Genomic DNA, 17,610 nt, shown 5'->3' with positions numbered 1-17,610 from the left:
CGGAGGGCCGACGATCAGCCCCGCCCGGCCGCGCTCTGCTACCGGCTGTCAGTCCGGGATGGCAGGCTGGTGTCCGTGACCGAGATTGACACCAAGACCGATGCGCTTGTTCCCGCCTGGCTCACCCTCCCCGACGTCGCCGAACGGCTGGGCGTCGAGGTGACCCGTGTCAGGCAGCTCGTCAAGGAGGGCCAGCTCATCGCGGTCCGCCGCGGAGAGAACCGGGTTCTGCAGGTGCCGGCCGAATTCGTCGGTGACGGCAAGGTCGTCAAGGGCCTCGCCGGGACGCTGACGCTCCTCAGGGACGACGGCTTCACCGACGAGGAGATGCTGGAGTGGCTCTTCACGCCGGACCCGACCCTGCCAGGCACGCCGGCCCAGGCGCTGCGTGAGAACCGCGGCACGGAGGTGAAGCGCCGCGCCCAGGCGCTCGCCGTCTGACCGCATCGCACCGCAGGGCACCGCGCCCGCAGCGGGTCCTTCACCGCACCGGTGTCCGTACGCCCGGCCGCACGGCGTCCGGGCGCGAGCGTCCGGGCCTTGCCGCCCGGGCGTGAAGTACCGCCTGCCCGCAGCGCGGTGGCCTCCGGCGCGGTGAGGTGGGCCTCCCGCGCGGTGCGGCAGCTTCCCGTGCGGTTGCGCAGCCTCCCTGCGCGGCGCGGGGATGGACGCGCGCACGCGTCCTCCCCGGTGACCGCGCCTCGATGCCCCGACCGGCAACCCCGTACGGTGTGCGGGCCGGACCTCCGGCCCGCACACCGCCGACCCGGGGAGGGGAACCCATGGCCGCCGCAGCCCCCACCGCCCGCGACCAGCTCGCCGACGCCCTGCTCTATCTCTGCACCGACGCGCGCAAGCGCCAGGGCGATCTGCCCGAGTTCCTCGACGCGGTGCTGGCCTCCGGGGTGGACATCGTGCAACTCCGCGACAAGGGCATGGAGGCCGCGGAGGAGCTGGAGCATCTCGAGGTCTTCGCGGACGCCTGCCGCCGCCACGGCAAGCTCCTCGCCGTCAACGACCGGGCCGATGTGGCCCATGCGAGCCGCTCCGCCGTACTGCATCTGGGCCAGGGCGACCTGCCCGTGCCCGCCGCCCGCGCGCTCCTCGGCGACTCCGTGGTCATCGGGCGCTCCACGCACGCCGAGGCGGAGGTCGACGCGGCGGTGGCCGAGCCCGGTGTGGACTACTTCTGCACCGGTCCGTGCTGGCCCACCCCCACCAAGGCCGGCCGCCATGCCCCCGGTCTGCCGCTCGTGCGGTATGCGGCGTCGCTGGAGCCCGTACGGCCCTGGTTCGCGATCGGGGGCATCGACGCGTCCCGTCTGGACGAGGTGCTGGACGCCGGGGCGCGGCGGGTCGTCGTCGTCCGGGCGATCACGGACGCGGACGACCCCGGCGCGGCGGCGGCGGATCTGGCGAAGCGGCTGCGCGAACGCGGGGCGTGAGCGGAGCATCAGCAGGCCGTCACCGTCGCGGCGAGCGCGGTGCGTAACCGGACGGGTTGTCCGAGTGGTGGACGGGATCCGGGCCAACCCGGCATATCGTCGGCTTTTGTTGGGGCTGTGCCCGGCCGCTGGTTAACCTGCCCCTATGGCCCTTGGCACTGCGTCCACCAGAATGGACCGCGCGCGTACCGTCCGTGACCTGCTTGCCTCAGGCAAGCGGTCCTATTCCTTCGAGTTTGCCGCCCCGAAAACGGAGAAGGGCGAGCGGACCCTCTGGAACGCCATCCGCCGCATCGAGGCGGTCGCCCCCACCTTCGTCTCCGTGACGTACGGCGCGGGCGGCTCGTCCCGCGACGGCACCGTACGGGCCACCGAGCGCATCGCGACCGACACCACCCTCACCCCCGTCGCCCATCTCACCGCCGTCGACCACTCCCTCGCCGAGCTTCGCAATGTCATCGGCCGCTACGCCGACGCCGGGATCCGCAACATGCTGGCGCTGCGCGGGGACCCGCCGGGCGACCCGATGGGGGAGTGGGTGGCCCATCCCCAGGGTGTCCAGTACGCCGCCGATCTCGTCCGGCTCATCAAGGAGTCGGGCGACTTCTGTGTCGGCGTCGCCGCCTTCCCCGAGATGCACCCCCGCTCCGCGGACTGGGATTCCGACGTACGTCACTTCGTGGACAAATGCCGTGCGGGTGCGGACTTCGCGATCACGCAGATGTTCTTCTACGCCGACGACTACCTCCGGCTGCGGGACCGCGTCGAGGCCGCGGGCTGCAGCACGCCGATCATCCCGGAGATCATGCCGGTCACCAACGTCCGGCAGATCGAGCGATTCGCCCAGCTCAGCAACGCTGCCTTCCCGCCCGAGCTGGCGGAAAGAATCCTTTCGGTCAAAGACGACCCGGCGGCTGTACGCTCGGTGGGGATCGAGTACGCGACGGAGCTGTGCGCCCGGCTGATGTCCGAGGACATCCCCGGGTTGCATTTCATTACGTTGAACCACTCCACAGCGACTCTGGAAATCTACGAGAATCTGGGACTGTCCCAACAGTCCTGACGGCTAGGCCGAAAAGCGGCGGAAGAGGGGCGGACATGGGCTGGACGGTCCTCTACATCGCATTTGGCGTCGTCGCGCTGTGGTTGCTCGGCGAGGTCCTCCTGCAGTACAAGGCGCGACTGCGATGGCGCCTGCTCGCCTTCGTGGGCTTCCTCGGCGTGGTCATCGGCGTGCTGACGCAGTCGGTCGTCGTCATCGGGGCGGGCGCGGCCGCCTTCGCGGTCGGCCAGACCTACGTCACGCTCTCCTTCCGGCGCGGCTTCTCCACCGGCTGGGCGCTCCGCAACGGCATCGTCGAGAACCGGCGCCGCAAGGACGAGGAGGAGGACGTCGCCGAGTACGCCGACCCCACGCTCGAGGTCTCCGGTCTCGAAGCACCCGGGGACGAGCAGTACCAGCAGCAGTACCAGCCGTACGAGCAGTACCAGCAGGAGGCCGGGCAGGACCCCCGCGACGTCTACCAGCCGCAGCCGATGCCGGACGACACCGGCCAGTACGGCATCTACAGCGACGCGGCGTACGACGGTCTGGGCGCCGGCCAGGACAACCGCGGCGCGTACGCGGCGACCTCCGCCTACGCGACCACGCCCGCCTACGGCGACTACGGCCAGCAGCAGGACCCGCTGGGCGACCCGGGCAGCTATGCGGCCGCGGGGCAGTACGACTACGGGACGGGGCAGTACCAGGCGTACACCGACCCGTATCCGGGCACCGACACCGGCGCCCAGAACTACGACCCGTACGCGTCCTACGGCGGGCAGGGCTACGACTACGGCCAGTACGCCGACCCGTACGGCACCAACTCCCAGGGCCAGTACGGCGACACCCCGCCCGGCGGGGTGTGGGCGCCGCAGCAGGGCACCGGCGACCAGCAGCAGCCCGGCGAACTGCCGGACGAGCAGGCGTACCCGTACCAGCAGGGCTACGGCAACGGCTACGGGAACGGGAACGGGAACGGCTACAGCAACGGCAACGGAAACGGCTACGACGACCAGTACCGGTACTGACCGGGACACGGCACCGCGACGGGCGCGCGACGCGGCCCGAACCGGTCAGGGCGCGCCGCTCACTGTGAGCCGCGCCAGTCGTCACCCTCGACGATGAGTCCGGCCACCAGCGCGCCCGACATCCCGGCGTGCGCGAGCCCGCCGCCCGGGTGGTACCAGCCGCCGACCGTGTAGAGCCCCGGCAGCCGGGTGCGGTTGGCCGCGCGGAGCTGCTCCCCGCGAGCCCCCGCAAGGGAGGGCCCCGGCACGGCTCCGCCCGCCACCCCCGTCTCGTCGGCAGCGTCCGCGGGCGTACGGATCTCGCGCCAGAGGAGCCGCTCGCGCAGATCCGGTATCGCCGCCTCGGCGACCGAGACCATCCGCTCCGCGAAGTCCTCGGCGACGCCGTCGGCCGCCCAGTCGATCGCATCCGGTGCGTCCTCGGCATGGCCGGGCACGGTCACCGCCAGGGTGACCGCCTCGTGCGCGTCGTCGGGGCGCTGCGCGGGGTCGTCGGGGCGCAGCACCGTGACCGTCGGCCGTTCGCACGGGGCGCGCCGCGCGGCCGGGCCGCCGCCGGTGCCGAAGACCGAGGCCAACTCCGCGTCGCGGTCGGCCGTGTGCACCACGGTGCGGTGAGCGGCTCCGGAGGGCCGGGCACCCCGGAGAGCGAGCAGCACGGTGAAGCGGGCGCGGGGACGGCGCAGCCGGGGCAGCACGTCGCGCGCCTCGTACAGCCTGGTGAAGGCGACGGGGGAGTCGCCCACCATGACCGCGAGCACCCAGGGGTCCACGCCCGCGACGACCAGATCGGCGCCCACCTCGGTGCCGTCCACCAGCAGCAGGCCGGAGACCCGCCCGTCCTTCTCGGTGATGACGTCGACCTCGGCGCCGAAGGTGAACTCCACCTTCCGGGCCAGGCAGCGCTCGTAGAGGGAGTGCGCGAGCGCCCGCATGCCGCCGCGGACGTACCAGCTCCCGAAGGTCTGCTCCACGTACGGCAGGACCACGGCGCTCGGCGGGGCGTCGCGCGGATCGATCCCGTACGCCAGCGCGTGGCTCTCCAGCAGCGCACCCAGCCGCGGATCCTCCAGTTCCCGGTGGGCGACCTCGGCGAGCGTGCGGGCACCGCGGCGCAGCAGCCCCCGGCGCACGGCCGGGTACGGATCCCGGGTCAGCGTCCGCCAGTCGTCGTGCAGCGGCTCCTCCAGCAGCGGGCGGCGGGTGGCGTCCCAGACGTCCCGCGCGCGGTTGACCAGATCGCTCCAGCGCTCACCGGCGCCCGCGCCGAGCGCGGTGTCGAGGGCGGAGACGACGCCCGCGCGCGAGGCGTTCGGCAGCGAGACGTCGGTGCCGTCGGCGAAGACGTGCCGGCTCGCGGGGTCGACCTGGGAGAGCTCCACACAGCTCTCCAGCGGCTCCTTGCCGGTCTTGAGGAACAAGTCGCGGTAGACGGCGGGCAGATGGAGGAGGCCGGGGCCGGTGTCGAAACCGAACCCCTCGCGCTCGAAGCGGCGCACACCGCCCCCGTAGGTCTCCCCGCGTTCGTACACCGCCACCCGGTGGCCTGCCACGGCCAGCCTGGCCGCGGCCGCCATCGCGCCCATGCCGGCGCCGATCACCGCAATCCGTGCCATGGGACGAGACCCTACCGAGGCTCCCCGCGTGCGCGTGAGGACGGGAGCGGAGGGACTGAGTAGGGGTACCTATCCGCCGGGTTGAGTAGCCGCGCGGATGGGCGCCGACCTGCGCGAACGAAAGAGTGGACATCACGGAAGGGGCGCGGCGCCGGCACTGCCGGCACGGGGCGGCGGAACGGCGCGGCTCCCCGGACGGAGGGGAAATCGCGGGGGTGATGCCCGGGGCCACGGGGGGCCCGGGAGGAACGCCCGCGATACGGGGGAACGGGGGATCACGGGGGAAGCGCCGCCATGTCACGGCTCGGGGGGATCGAGCCGCGGCGGGCGGCGCTTGTCTTTGCTGTATACGGGACGGCCCCCCGTACGCCCCTATCCGCCGCTGACCCGGCCCTGGAGGAGCCGGGACAGCGCCGCGTGCACATCGTCCAGCGACCGCTCCGGCTGGAACGCCTGCCAGTCCAGTGCCGCCACCAGCACCATGCCCACCAGGGCCGCGGCCGTCAGCTGTACGTCGATCTCGTCGTTGAGCTCCCCGTTCTCGACGGCCTCGCGCAGCACGTTCTCCACCACCGCGACGGCCTGCTGCCGCACCACCATCAGCGTCGACTGCCAGGCGCGGTTGGTCCGCCACAGCTCGGCGACGTAGAGCTGGGTGAAGGCCGGGTAGCGGTCGATGAAGACCAGTCCGGCGCGGATCATCGCGTCCAGCGCGTCCACCCGGCTGCCGCCGCTCTCGGCCACCTCGTCCGCGGCCTGCTGCAGCGAGCCGGTGAGCAGGCCCACCCCGTGCCGCAACAGTTCCTCGAAGAGCTCGGTCTTGCTGGCGAAGTTGTAGTAGACCGTGCCCTTCGCGACGCCCGCGCGGTCGGCGATCTCGTCCACCGTGGTGGCGGAGAAGCCCTTCTCGGCGATGAGGGTGACGGCCGCCTCGTAGAGCTTCGCGCGAGTCGCCTGGCGGCGTCGCGTAGTGCTGCTGTTCATGCCGTCGATTCTGCCCGCCGCGGGGCGGGTTCCGGTGGCGGACATCACAGACTCAGCTCCGGGTGCAGCCGGTCGAGGGTCCACACCTGCTTGCGCCGGGCGGACCACGCCGTGAGGGCGAGCGCCCCGAGGGTGTACGCGAGCAGCACCGCGGTCCCCTGCCACACCGGCTCCAGCCCGCCACCGCTGATGAGGCGCCGCAGGCCCTCGACGACATGCGTCATCGGGAGGAACGGGTGGACGGCGTTGAAGAAGCCCGGACTCGTCTGCACGGGATACGTGCCGCCCGCCGAGGTGAGCTGGAGCATCAGCAGCGCCAGGACGAGGATCCGCCCCGCCGGCCCGAAGCGTGCGTTGAGCCACTGCACGATGGCGGCGAAGCAGGCCGTGGTCAGGAGCAGGAAGCCGACCGTGCCGGCCGCGCGCGCCATCTCCAGGCCGAGTCCCCAGTGCAGTACGGACATCAGGGCCCCCGTCTGCAGCATGCCGAGCGCGGCCACCGGCAGCCAGCCGGCCAGGGCGATGCGCCAGGGCGAGGAGCCGACGGCCAGCGCGCGGCGGTTCAGCGGCTGGATGATCATGTAGGCGACCATCGCGCCGACCCACAGGGACAGCGGGATGAAGTACGGGGCGAAGCCGGTGCCGTAGTTGGGCGCCTGGTGCATGGACTGCGAGGCGAGCTGCACGGGGTCGGACATCACGGCCGTACGGGCGTCCCGGTCCTGCTCGTCGTAGTCGGGGATCTTCTTCGCGCCGTCGTGCAGTCCGCCAGCCAGCTTGCCGGAGCCGTCCTCGAGCTTGAACATCCCGCCGCCGAGGGTGTTCGCGCCCTGCGACAGCTCCTTGATGCCGCTGTCGAGCTCGGTGGAGCCGTCCTGGGCGGAACCGAGGCCGGTGTGAAGGCGGTTGGCGCCCTTGGCGACCGCCTGGGCCCCCTTGTCGAGCGCGTTGACCTTCGCGACGGCGGAGTCGAGGTCCTTGCCCAGGGTGGGGGCGCGGTCGGCGAGGTCGAGGGCCATGCGGTTGAGGTCGTCGAGATGGGTGCCCAGCTCGTCCAGGTCCTTGTGGTCCTGGACCAGGTCGTTGAAGTCCTCCGCCGCGTCCGCCGCCTTGTCGGCCGCGTCCACCAGCTTCTTCTGGTCCGCGCAGTCGGCGAGGAGGTCGAGCTTGATCGTGCCCTTGCAGTTCTGCTCGTACCGTTCCGCCACCCGGTCGGATATCCGGCGGGTCTCCTCGGCCGCGGTGGCGGCCCGGGTGGGCAGGCTGTCGAGGTCCTTCTTGAGCACCCGGCTCGCCTCGGCGACGTGCCGGGCACCGGTGGCGATCTCGTCGCCGTGGTCCTTCAGGAACGGACCGGCTTTGTCCGCCGCCACGTTGACCTTGCCGGCCAGGGTGTGGGTGCCGTCGGCGACCTTCCGCGAACCGTCCTTGAGCTTGCGCGATCCGGTGTGCAGCTCGGTGACACCGTTCTTGAGGTCGCGGCTGCCGTCCTTCGCGTCCGTCAGGCCGTTCGCGAGCTTGTCCGTGCCCTTCTTGGCCTTGCCGATCCCGCCGTCGAGGGTGTCGGCGCCCTGCGCGGCCTTCTGCGTCGCCCCGTGGATGTCGGAGAAGGAGATGAAGATCCTGTCGAGGAAGGTCCGGGCGGACTTCACCGACGCCGCCGACCGCACCTCGGAGAACACACTCCGGGAGATCTGCCCGACGATGTAGTTGTTCGCATCATTGGTGCGGACCTTGAGCGCGCCGGTCTCCGGGTGGTCGCCCGAGCTCGACGCGATGCGCTTGCTGAAGTCGGAGGGCACGGTGAGGGAGAGGTAGTACGTACCCGACTCGACACCCTTGCGCGCCTCGTCCGCGCTCACCTCGTGCCACTCGAAGGTCTCACTGTCGCGCAGACCCTTGACGATCTCGTCGCCCGCGGTGACCTGGCGGCCCTGGGCGGTGGCGCCCTGATCGGAGTTGACGAGGGCGACGGGGATCCGGTCCAGGCGGCCGTACGGGTCCCAGAACGACCACAGGTACAGGGCTCCGTAGAGCAGGGGCAGGAGCAGCAGGGCCACGAGTGCGGCGCGCGGCAGCTTGCCCCTGCCGAAGCGCTTGAGCTCAAGCGCGGCCAGTTTCGGCGAACGCATCGGCCGCCCCCTCCTCGGTCTTGGTGTCCTTCGTGTGCGGGTGGCCCGGGGATGCTGCGTCGGCGTCCGAGCCGGCTCCTGCGTCGGCGTCCGGGTCGGCGTCCGTGCCGGGTGGGGTCCCGGCAGTTCTGTCGCTGTCGCTGTCGCCGTCGCCGTCGTCGGAACGGGCGCCGGGCCGTGCGTCCGCGGACTGCGGTGCGCCGTCGGCGAGTTCGGTGGACTCCGGTGCCGCGGTCGAGACGACCACCGCACCCTCCGGTGCCTGGCTGCAGACGGCCAGGACCGTCGTCCCCGCCTCCGTCACGGTGCGGAGCATCGCCCACGCCTGCTCGCGCTCGTCGTCGGAGAGCTTCATGTCCGTGTCGTCGACGGCCAGCAGACGGGGCCGCTCGATCAGCGCGAGGGCGACCGAGAGGCGCAGGGCCTCCAGCCGCTCCAGATCCCGTACGGCCGTGCGCGGACCCTTGGGGAGCGGGTCCAGGTCCAGGCCGGCCGCCGCGAGCGCGGCGTCGATCAAGTGCTGGGCTTCGCCGGCGCGTTCGTGACGGGGACGCAGCAGGGCGCGCAGCGAGCCGTTGAACCGCCGCTGCAGCAGGGCCCGTTCACGCATATGCTCCGTGACGGTGAGCGCCGGATCGAGCTCCGCGACACCCGGTACGTGACCGAGAGCGCTGATCCGGCGGACGTCGGCCATCTTCTGGGGCAGTCGCAGCCCGGCGACCTCGGCGTGGCCGGCGGCGGGGCGCATGCGCCCGGTGAGTGCGAGCAGAAGGCTGGTGCGGCCCGAGCCCGAGGGTCCCGTCACGGCGATGAGGGAGCCGGGTCCGGCGTTGAGGTCGATGTCCTGGAACGCCCATCCCCGTGGGCCTTTGACGCCGAACTTCACGGCCGTGACCGCCGCCCCGTGTGGGGTGCTGTCCACGGTACCCCTCCTTTGAACTGACTGGTCAGTGCAAAAGTATGCCGCATGGTGTGCGAAGGACGCACGGCGGGGTGGGGTGCGAGGCCGGGCCGGGTCGATGAGGCCGAGGCGGAGCGAGCGTGTGGCCACGGGCGCGGGGGGCCGAGGTCGGGCGCGGAGCGCGGCCGTTGACACCGCGGGCCGGAAACGCGGGTGGGGAAACTGCAGGTCGGAGCCGATTGTCAGTGGTGTGCCCCACGATGTGGGCATACGGCTAGGAGCCGTCCGCGACGACAGGAGGTTCGTCATGGTCAGTACGCCCGCCCGTCGCTCGAACCCCACTCCTGACTCGGGCACTGCGCCCGCCCTCCAGGCAGCGCGCCGCCGCGCGCCCCGTCCCGACTCCGCACAGAGCGGCTCCGCAGGCGATGTGCATCCCGTCGTCCGCCGCGATGCCGCACCGCCCGAAGCGCTCGGCCTGCTCGCCCAGGCCCACAAGGGCCTCGGTGAGGCGGCCGAGTTGGAGGACCCGAACGAGCGGTACGCCACCGCCCACCTCGCCGCGCTCCGCATAGCCGCCGCGGTGCTCGCGGTCCGGGGCAGGCCCGAGCCGCCGCCGCGCCGAGCGGGCGGAGGCGCCTCGCGGCGTCAACGGCGGCAGCCCATCCGCAGCGCCTGGGATGTGTTGCCCGAGATCGCCCCCGAACTGGCCGAGTGGAGCGCGCTGTTCGCGTCCGGCGCCGACCGCCGGGCCCGCGCCGAGGCGGGCATAGAGGGCGCGGCGAGCCACCGGGACGCCGACGACCTGCTGAGGGACACCGGGATGTTCCTGCGCATCGTCGAGCGGATGCTCCTGCTGCGCCCGGTGCTGCCGTCCTCGCGGAGCGGGGACGTCTCCGGCGCCGAGTGGGCGCCGGGCAGCACGGCCTGAAACGGGGCGCCGAGCAGCACGGTCGGAAAGGCGGCACGGCCGGAAAGCAATAGGCTCCGGAGGTCATAGGGTGGGAACCACCCGCAGTTCGCTTCCCGCCGTCCGCGGCGGTCCCCGCGCCGAGGAGCCACTCGCTGTGTCCGACCCGATGCGCCCCCGTGCCGCCCTCCGCACCGCCGTGGTCTGGGAGGTGCTCCGGGAGGCCCTGGACCGCCGGGTGAAAGCCGCCGGCCGGGAGAGTCTGGACGTCCTCGACACCGGCGGCGGTACCGGCAACTTCGCCGTGCCCGCGGCCCAGCTCGGCCACCGCGTGACCGTGGTCGACCCGAGCCCCAACGCGCTGTTCGCCCTTGAGCGACGAGCCGCAGAGGCGGGAGTCGCCGAGCGCGTGCGCGGTGTCCAGGGCGATACGCACGGCCTGTTCGACGTGGCCGAGCGCGGCGGCTACGACGTCGTGCTGTGCCACGGAGTGCTGGAGTACGTGGACGACCCCGCCGAGGGCGTGCGGAACGTCGTCGCGGCGCTCCGTCCCGCCGGCACCCTCAGCCTGCTCGCCGCGGGACTCGGCGGTGCGGTGCTCGCCCGCGCTCTCGCGGGCCACTTCACCGAGGCCCGGCACGCGCTCACCGACCCCGCAGGCCGCTGGGGCGAAGGCGACCCCGTACCCCGCCGGTTCACCCCGGAGCAGCTCACCGGCCTGCTCACGGCAACGGGACTGTCCGTCGGCTCGGTGCACGGCGTCCGGGTCTTCGCCGACCTCGTGCCCGGAGTGCTCGTCGACACCGAGCCCGGTGCCGTCGACGCTCTGCTCAAGCTCGAGGAAGCGGCCGCCGAACTCCCGGCCTTCCACGCGGTGGCCAGCCAGCTCCACGTGCTCGCCGAGCGGGACCGGGACTGAGCCCGTATCCTCCGCCACCCCGTCCCGCACAAGTGCCGCCTCCGGTCGCGCGCGTGACGGGTCCGGTGTCCCATGACGTGACGGATCCGGTCGCGCGTACGTGGCCGGATCCGCGGAGCGCTCTCTGCGGGTCCGCACTTCCGGACTCCTACGGGCAGGTCCGTACCGGTCCGCGCGGGCCCGTACCGGCTTGTACGGCAGGGGCCGGGGCGTCCGGTGCGTACTCCTCACGGAGGAGCCACGGACCCCAGTACAGCGCTCTGATCGGCAAGGATCGGCGGATGCAGTAGGCCACACGCCACCCGATCAGACGCATTGCCCCGTATGATCGGGGAACACGGTCTGGCATGGCGGACAGGGGGCCGGGGAATGGACGTCCCACCACCTGCGCCGCTGTGGCGGCCCGTCATGGCGAATTGGCGCAGAGGGGCGGGTTTCACGGGGGCGATTCCCTGCCTATCCTGAAAGGGTCGCACCCCGGTCGCCCCCCGCGACCGACGAGTAGGAGGACTCCGTGCCGCTCTCGGAGCACGAGCAGCGAATGCTCGAGCAGATGGAGCGAGCGCTGTACGCCGAAGATCCCAAGTTCGCGACAGCGCTTGAGGGAAGCGGGCTGCGCCAGTACACCCGGCGACGGGTCTACCAGGCGGTGGCCGGTTTTCTGGTGGGTATCGCGCTCCTCATGGCTGGAATGGTCGCGCAGCAGATCTGGATCAGCGTGGTGGGGTTCCTCGTCATGCTCGGGTGTGCCGTGCTCGCGGTGACCGGTTGGCGCAAAGCCCCCAAGCCCGGTGAGCAGGGCCAGACGCAGACGGCGGGCGGCAATGGCCAGGGTGGCCACTCCCGCCGTAGCCATCCGCGGCAGCGCCGGTCGCTGATGAACCGCATCGAGGACCGGTGGCAGCGCCGCCGCGACGAGCAAGGTCACTGACCTCGCCCCGACAAACTCCCGTGAAGGGTGGCCGCCAAAAGGCGGCCACCCTTCACGCATGCGGGCTCGCGTGCGGGGACTCGTGCGCGCGCCCGCGCGGGAGAGCCCCCAGGTACGGCGAGCCTGCGCGTGGTGCTGTCAGGCGTACGGGCCTGCGCGTGGTGCTGTCAGGCGTACGGGCCTGCGCGTGGTGCTGTCAGGCGTACGGGCCTGCGCGTGGTGCTGTCAGGCGTACGGGCCCGAGGGATGCCGTCAGGCGTACGGGCCCGAGGGATGCGGGGCGTCACGCGTACGGGCCCGAGGGATGCGGGGCGTCAGGCATGCGGGGCCTGCTCGCGAGGCCGCCAGGCGTACGCCCTGCGCGGGGTGCTTCAGGCGTACGGGCCCGAGGAACGCGGGGTGTCAGGTGTGCGGGGCCGCGTGTGGGGCACGCCGTCTCCGGACGACGCCTCGACCACACAGGTGGTGGAAGAGGGAGCCAAGCGCGCCACTCCCTTCGCGTAGCCCGCGGGGAAGCACCCCACGACCGCTCGGCCGGCTGCGGCCCAGGCCGCAGCCGGGCCTCGGCCCCGTCGGAGAGACCCTGGCGTCCCCGCTGCGCAGTGGTCGCTGCCGGGGCTGTCTCAGCTCCCCTGTCTGCTCGGCCTGAGCCGGCGCAGGGTCCGGGCCCAGCGCTCCGTGCCCCAACGAGCGGCCACCCCGGACCACCACCGGGAGAACGCCCACGCCACCCGCACGGCTGAGCGCGGTGCGAGCTGCGCCCGCAGCCGGGCGCCCCGGCCCGCCGCCGCATGCAGTCCGGTCCTCACCCGCCGTACGTGATCCGCGAGGTCCGGCGCCGGGCGCGGCTCGGGCGCGTACAGCACCTGCTCGACGGCGGCGGCCACACGCCGCGCCGACTCCGCCGACGCGGCGTCCAGGTCGCCGCTGACGGCGAGCCGGTCTGCCGCCTGCCGGGGCGTCTGGGTGTCGTCCGGCAGGATGCCGTAGTCCCATCCCGAGTCGATCAGCTCGCGCCAGGCCGCGAGGGTTCGGTCGGTGGTGGCTCCCGCCGCGTCGCCGCCTCCCTGCCCAGGGGTCTCCAAGTGCACGGTGGCGTCCCCGAGGGTGGGCCCGGCGCCGCTGAGTCTCCGTCGGCGGGTCCGCACCCGCCACAGCAGCGGCAGGGCGGGTACGGCCAGAAGCAGCATGCCCAGAGCCGTCCACGACAGGATCCGCCCCCACGGTGGCCCCTCGTCCGTGGGCCCGCCGCCGGCCTGTTCGGCGGGGATGCCGCAGTCGCCCACGCGCCGCTCGTCAGGGCTGCAGCTCTGCGACGGGGAAGGCTCGGCCGACGGCTCGGACGACGTGGACGGGACCGGGCGCTCCGGGTCGGTGCCGCCGCCCGAAGGCGCCTCCTCGACCGCGTAGTCGGGCACCGTGCCACGGGTGGGGGTCGGTTCGAAGCGGGTCCAGCCGACGCCCTCGAAATAGAGCTCGGGCCATGCGTGAGCGTCCTTCAGCCCGACCGACATGGTGCCGTCCGCCCGGGCGGCACCCGGGGTGAACCCGACAGCCACGCGCGCCGGGATGCCGAGGGTCCGTGCCATCGCGGCCATCGAGAAGGAGAAGTGGACGCAGAAGCCCTCCTTGTCCTTCAGGAATCGCGCGATCGCCTGGGTCCCGCTGCCCGCCGACACATCCGTGTCGTAGGTGAAGCCGCCGTTGGTGGAGAACCAGTCCTGAAGCTTGACGGCCCGCTCGTACGCGTTGGAGGCGCCCCCGGTCACGTCCCTCGCGGTGGCGGCCACCACCCCCGGCAGCGAGTCGGGCACCTGGGTGTACTCCCGCTTCACGTCGGCTGGCGCTTCCCCCGCGCGGGCGAGCTGCCGGGCCGTCGGCTCCACCAGCAGGCTGGTGACCCGGTATTGCGCGTCCCGCGTCGTCTGTCCCCGGTCGCCGACCAGGGTCCTGCCCTCCGGCTCGAACCGCCACCGTCCGCCGATGTCCACGCGGGACGCCGGGTAGGGGAGCGGCAGCCAGTTCTGCCGGTACCAGCCCGCCGCCGCGACCGTCGTCTCGACCACGCTCGTACGGACACCGGGGCTCAGCCCGGGTGGTGAGGGAAGCGTCGGCGGCACATCGGTGACCTTGCGCTCGGACGGTTTCCAGGACTTCCCGTCGAACCGGTCGAGGGCCACGATCCTCAGGTAGAGGTTCTGCGTGCTCGGGGCGTTCGTCCGGTAGCTCAGGACCTCCCGGTTCTCGGGCTGGTTGAGGCTGTTCTGCAACGACACCAACGGGTTCACCGCGGAGATGGTGCCGCCGCCCGGACCTACGCCCGAGCCGCTGGTCCGCGACGCCAGCAGTCCGCCGCTCAGTGACGGCAGCGCCGCGGGCACCACCAGAGCGATGCCGAGCGCAACGGCACCGATGCGCCGCCCTGTGCGCACGGGAGCGACCGCCGAGGCGGTGCTGTGCTCCAGCCCCGCCCCCAGGCGGCTGGGGGCGCGCGTACCTCCGGTGAACACCCGCCCCCACTGCGAGAGCTTGTCCCGACCCTCGGCGAGAAGCAGCAGCAGATAGCCGCAGGCCGCGATGAGGAACCACACCCAGCCCGCGCCACCCGGCGACAGCCCGGCGGCGACGGAGTAGAGCGCGAGCAGCGGCAGTCCGGCGGGCGCGGCACTGCGGTACGTCACGGCCAGGGCATCGACGACCAGCCCGATCAGCAGGACACCGCCGACCAGCAGCAGCCGTATGCCCGAGGTGACCGGCGCGGGAATCGCGTACTGGCTGACGTCCTCGCTGCCCTCGGCCAGGAGCTGGCCGAACTCGCGGAACACATCGGGGCCGGGCAGGATCCCGCCCAGCGCCTGCTCCCGGGCGAAGGCGATGGTCAGCACGAGCAGGGCCACGAGTGCCTGCACCGCGATGGTCATCGGCCGGGCCAGCGGCACTCTGCGGGTCAGCGCGCCCACTCCGGCCACGATGCCCAGCAGGAACGCCGCCTGCACGATCCACACGGCCGGTTCGACCAGCGGCAGCAGGGCGCACGCGGCCATCAGCGTGGCCACCGCCGCGCAGACCGTCAGCCGTCCCCGCCCGCTCATGCCCTGCCCTCGTCCTCGGTCATGCTCCGCCCCCGCACACGCCCCTCGTTCATCGCCTGCCCCCCGCCGGACCACCCGGCCACGCACCGGCGCCCAGGGGCTGCCCGTCGATCTCGCGCCACAGCCGCGGCAGGCGGTCGCCAGGATTGACCGGGACCACCGTCCAGCCGGCCTCGCGCAGCTGCCCGAGCCGCTCCTCGTACGCCTGGTCGGTGTCGCTCCGCCCGTCCCTGGACCAGGCCGGTCCGTCCAGGACGAACGCCACGGCCGCGCCGGCGCGCTGGCGCATCCGGGACACCACCGCGGTCTCCTCCTCGTCCAGGCCGCCGAGGAAGGCGACCACAAGACCTTCGCGCCCGTTCCGCAGCACGTCGTAGGCCGGGGAGAGCCCCGGCTCCTCGGAGTGGTCGATCACGGCGAGGGTGTCCAGCAGGAGCCCGGCCACATCCGAGGAGTCCCCGCCGAAGCCTCCGCCGTCGGGGCCCGGGACCGTGCTGCCGGTGTCGGTGAGCAGGCGTACGGAGAATCCGCGCTCCAGGAGATGGACCCCTACCGAGGCCGCGCCCGCCACCGCCCACTCGAATGCCGAGTCCGGACCTGCGCCCCGGTGTGCGCACCGCCGGGTGTCCAGGAGCACCGTGCAGCCCGTGCGCTGCGGCTGTTCCTCGCGGCGCACCATCAGCTCGCCGTAGCGGGCGGTGGACCGCCAGTGGACGCGGCGCAGGTCGTCGCCGTGACGGTAGCCGCGGGGGATCACGTCGTCGTCACCGGCCAGGGCCAGCGAACGCTGCCGCCCGTCGCCGTAGCCCGAAGCCTCCCCCGAGAGCCGGATCGCGGGCAGCGGCTCGGTTCGCGGGACCACGGTCAGCGTGTCGTACGAGCTGAAAGCGCGGTTCAGTTCGCACATCCCGAACGGGTCGGTGAGCCGGAGCTGCAGCGGCCCCAGCGGGTAGCGGCCGCGCAGATCGGACCGGACCCGGTAGGACACCTCGCGCTGCCCGCCGGGCTCCACGCGGTCCAGGACGAAGCGGGGCCGCGGCCCCAGCACATAGGGCACCCGGTCCTGCAGCATCAGCAGTCCGGTGGGCAGCCGCGAGACGTTGTCGACGCGCAGGTGCACGCGCGACTCGGCCGCGGCGGGCACGCGCGCGGGGGACAGCCGTCGGCTCCCGGACACCAGATACCGGGTGCGGAGCAGCACGCCGACGCAGACCAGAGGCAGCGCGGCCAGCAGGAGTCCGACCCGCAGCAGGTCGGACTGTCCCAGGATGTAGGCGCACACGGCCGCGGCGATACCCGCCGCCAGGAAGGACCGGCCCCGCGTCGTCAGCCCGGCGAGCGCGGAGCGCAGAGGGCCCGGGTCCTCCTCGGGGTGCGGTTCCGGCGGCGGTGCCGCGGACATCACAGCCCCCGAACGCCGGGCGGCCGGTGGCCGGATGACGGGTGGGTGTGCGGATGCCGCCACTGCTGCGACGCGGGGTCGGGCACCGGGGTCTGCTGGAGGATCTCGGCGACGACCTGCTCGGAGGTACGGCGGTTGAGCTGAGCCTGTGCGGTGGGCAGCAGCCGGTGGGCGAGCACGGCCACGGCCAGCGCCTGGATGTCGTCGGGCAGTGCGTACTCACGGCCGCAGAGGGCGGCGGCGGCCTTCGCCGCCCGCACTAGGTGGAGCGTGGCGCGCGGCGAGGCGCCGAGCCGCAGCTCGGGGTGGTTGCGGGTGGCCGTGACCAGGTCGACGGCGTAGCGCCGCACCGAGTCGGCGACATGGACCGTGCGCACAGCGTCGACCAGCTTCACGATCTCGTCGGCGTGCGCCACCGGCTGCAGATCGTCCAACGGGGAGGCGCCGCCGTGCACATCGAGCATCTCCAGCTCGGCCTCCGGGCTCGGGTAGCCGATCGACACCCGGGCCATGAAGCGGTCCCGCTGCGCCTCCGGCAGCGGATACGTGCCCTCCATCTCCACCGGGTTCTGCGTGGCCACCACCATGAAGGGGCTGGGCAGTTCATAGGTCTGCCCGTCCACGGTGACCTGCCGCTCCTCCAGCGACTCCAGCAACGCCGACTGGGTCTTGGGCGAGGCGCGGTTGATCTCGTCGCCGATCACGATCTGCGAGAAGATCGCGCCCGGCTTGAACTCGAAGTCCTTCCGCTGCTGGTCGAAGACGCTCACGCCCGTGATGTCCGAAGGCAGCAGGTCGGGCGTGAACTGGATCCGCCGCACCGAGCAGTCGATGGACCGCGCGAGTGCTTTGGCGAGCATGGTCTTGCCCACGCCCGGAACATCCTCGATGAGCAGGTGCCCCTCCGCGAGGAGCACGGTCAGCGAGAGCCGTACGACCTCCGGCTTGCCCTCGATCACGTTCTCCACCGACCTGCGGATCCGCTCCGCTGTGGTGGTCAGATCCGTGAGGCTCGCTCGATCGTCATAGGTCGTCACCCGGCCCTCCTCGGCCCGTTCTACGAGCCGGTGCCCTCTCGACGGACGCCGGCCCTCCCCGAAGTGTGCGCAGCGCATCCCGGGTGCCCGGGATGCGGTGTCACACCACGCATTCTTGCTGTCGATACGGCTTTACGTCACTCGGGTGTGGATAACCGGGGTCGGTATGTC

General features: G+C 72.6%; 14 protein-coding genes. 7 read left to right on the top strand and 7 right to left on the bottom strand.

Going from position 1 to position 17,610, the window contains the following annotated elements:
- The first annotated feature begins 75 nt into the window (after positions 1–75).
- The 4 genes from ACGFNH_RS01455 (at position 76) to ACGFNH_RS01440 (ending at position 3,515) form a co-directional block, all read left to right on the top strand.
- A complete protein-coding gene (locus ACGFNH_RS01455; RefSeq protein ID WP_393650926.1) occupies positions 76–441 on the top strand; it encodes an Rv2175c family DNA-binding protein in 366 nt (121 codons plus the stop codon).
- A gap of 341 nt (positions 442–782) precedes the next feature.
- The gene (thiE, locus tag ACGFNH_RS01450; protein ID WP_393650925.1) at positions 783–1,445 is read left to right on the top strand and encodes a thiamine phosphate synthase; all 663 of its coding nucleotides are present in this window, start codon (positions 783–785) and stop codon (positions 1,443–1,445) included.
- A 145-nt stretch (positions 1,446–1,590) separates the two neighbouring features.
- Positions 1,591–2,508: a methylenetetrahydrofolate reductase [NAD(P)H] gene (metF, locus tag ACGFNH_RS01445; protein WP_393650924.1), complete on the top strand. Its 918-nt coding sequence runs from the start codon at positions 1,591–1,593 to the stop codon at positions 2,506–2,508.
- A gap of 35 nt (positions 2,509–2,543) precedes the next feature.
- A complete protein-coding gene (locus ACGFNH_RS01440; protein ID WP_393650923.1) occupies positions 2,544–3,515 on the top strand; it encodes a hypothetical protein in 972 nt (323 codons plus the stop codon).
- A 59-nt stretch (positions 3,516–3,574) separates the two neighbouring features.
- Here ACGFNH_RS01440 and ACGFNH_RS01435 read toward each other — a convergent pair whose 3' ends face one another.
- The 4 genes from ACGFNH_RS01435 to ACGFNH_RS01420 form a co-directional block, all read right to left on the bottom strand.
- Positions 3,575–5,131: a phytoene desaturase family protein gene (locus ACGFNH_RS01435; RefSeq protein ID WP_393650922.1), complete on the bottom strand. Its 1,557-nt coding sequence runs from the start codon at positions 5,129–5,131 to the stop codon at positions 3,575–3,577.
- Positions 5,132–5,503: 372 nt separating this feature from the next.
- Positions 5,504–6,115 carry a TetR/AcrR family transcriptional regulator gene (locus ACGFNH_RS01430; RefSeq protein WP_393650921.1) on the bottom strand — a complete coding sequence of 204 codons (612 nt, stop codon included), beginning with the start codon at positions 6,113–6,115 and terminating at the stop codon, positions 5,504–5,506.
- 44 nt (positions 6,116–6,159) lie between these two features.
- Entirely contained in the window at positions 6,160–8,247 is a 2,088-nt protein-coding gene (locus ACGFNH_RS01425) for a YhgE/Pip family protein (RefSeq protein WP_393650920.1), read from the bottom strand.
- The gene (locus tag ACGFNH_RS01420) at positions 8,219–9,169 is read right to left on the bottom strand and encodes an ATP-binding cassette domain-containing protein (RefSeq protein WP_393650919.1); all 951 of its coding nucleotides are present in this window, start codon (positions 9,167–9,169) and stop codon (positions 8,219–8,221) included. The genes ACGFNH_RS01425 and ACGFNH_RS01420 overlap by 29 nt, the downstream gene beginning before the upstream one ends.
- 286 nt (positions 9,170–9,455) lie before the next feature.
- Between ACGFNH_RS01420 and ACGFNH_RS01415 the strand changes: the two genes are divergently transcribed.
- From ACGFNH_RS01415 to ACGFNH_RS01405, 3 genes are all read left to right on the top strand, one after another.
- On the top strand, positions 9,456–10,079 hold the full coding sequence (locus ACGFNH_RS01415) for an SAV_6107 family HEPN domain-containing protein (RefSeq protein WP_393650918.1): 624 nt from the start codon (positions 9,456–9,458) through the stop codon (positions 10,077–10,079).
- Positions 10,080–10,215: 136 nt separating this feature from the next.
- Positions 10,216–10,977 (top strand): methyltransferase, encoded by a 762-nt coding sequence (locus ACGFNH_RS01410; protein WP_393650917.1) that lies wholly within the window; start codon positions 10,216–10,218, stop codon positions 10,975–10,977.
- A gap of 514 nt (positions 10,978–11,491) precedes the next feature.
- Positions 11,492–11,908, top strand: a complete 417-nt coding sequence (locus ACGFNH_RS01405) for a DUF3040 domain-containing protein (protein ID WP_393650916.1) — start codon at positions 11,492–11,494, stop codon at positions 11,906–11,908.
- 623 nt (positions 11,909–12,531) lie between these two features.
- Here the strand turns inward: ACGFNH_RS01405 and ACGFNH_RS01400 are convergent.
- The 3 genes from ACGFNH_RS01400 to ACGFNH_RS01390 are packed head-to-tail and all read right to left on the bottom strand — an operon-like array spanning position 12,532 to position 17,439.
- Entirely contained in the window at positions 12,532–15,000 is a 2,469-nt protein-coding gene (locus tag ACGFNH_RS01400; RefSeq protein ID WP_393650915.1) for a DUF3488 and DUF4129 domain-containing transglutaminase family protein, read from the bottom strand.
- A 49-nt stretch (positions 15,001–15,049) separates the two neighbouring features.
- Positions 15,050–16,402 carry a DUF58 domain-containing protein gene (locus ACGFNH_RS01395; protein WP_393650914.1) on the bottom strand — a complete coding sequence of 451 codons (1,353 nt, stop codon included), beginning with the start codon at positions 16,400–16,402 and terminating at the stop codon, positions 15,050–15,052.
- The gene (locus ACGFNH_RS01390) at positions 16,402–17,439 is read right to left on the bottom strand and encodes an AAA family ATPase (protein WP_393650913.1); all 1,038 of its coding nucleotides are present in this window, start codon (positions 17,437–17,439) and stop codon (positions 16,402–16,404) included. Before ACGFNH_RS01390 ends, ACGFNH_RS01395 begins: the two co-directional genes overlap by 1 nt.
- Between the last annotated feature and the right edge of the window lie 171 nt (positions 17,440–17,610).

The organism is Streptomyces sp. NPDC048639, from assembly GCF_043199075.1.
Classification (GTDB): Bacteria; Actinomycetota; Actinomycetes; order Streptomycetales; family Streptomycetaceae; genus Streptomyces.
This window is presented reverse-complemented; position numbering and strand designations above follow the sequence as displayed.

Bases quoted from the DNA above. Each gene is read 5' to 3' on its own strand.
- thiE (WP_393650925.1), top strand. From the start codon at position 783: ATGGCCGCCGCAGCCCCCACCGCCCGCGACCAGCTCGCCGACGCCCTG.
- metF (WP_393650924.1), top strand. From the start codon at position 1,591: ATGGCCCTTGGCACTGCGTCCACCAGAATGGACCGCGCGCGTACCGTC.
- ACGFNH_RS01440 (WP_393650923.1), top strand. From the start codon at position 2,544: ATGGGCTGGACGGTCCTCTACATCGCATTTGGCGTCGTCGCGCTGTGG.
- ACGFNH_RS01435 (WP_393650922.1), bottom strand. From the start codon at position 5,131: ATGGCACGGATTGCGGTGATCGGCGCCGGCATGGGCGCGATGGCGGCC.
- ACGFNH_RS01430 (WP_393650921.1), bottom strand. From the start codon at position 6,115: ATGAACAGCAGCACTACGCGACGCCGCCAGGCGACTCGCGCGAAGCTC.
- ACGFNH_RS01425 (WP_393650920.1), bottom strand. From the start codon at position 8,247: ATGCGTTCGCCGAAACTGGCCGCGCTTGAGCTCAAGCGCTTCGGCAGG.
- ACGFNH_RS01415 (WP_393650918.1), top strand. From the start codon at position 9,456: ATGGTCAGTACGCCCGCCCGTCGCTCGAACCCCACTCCTGACTCGGGC.
- ACGFNH_RS01400 (WP_393650915.1), bottom strand. From the start codon at position 15,000: ATGAGCGGGCGGGGACGGCTGACGGTCTGCGCGGCGGTGGCCACGCTG.
- ACGFNH_RS01395 (WP_393650914.1), bottom strand. From the start codon at position 16,402: ATGTCCGCGGCACCGCCGCCGGAACCGCACCCCGAGGAGGACCCGGGC.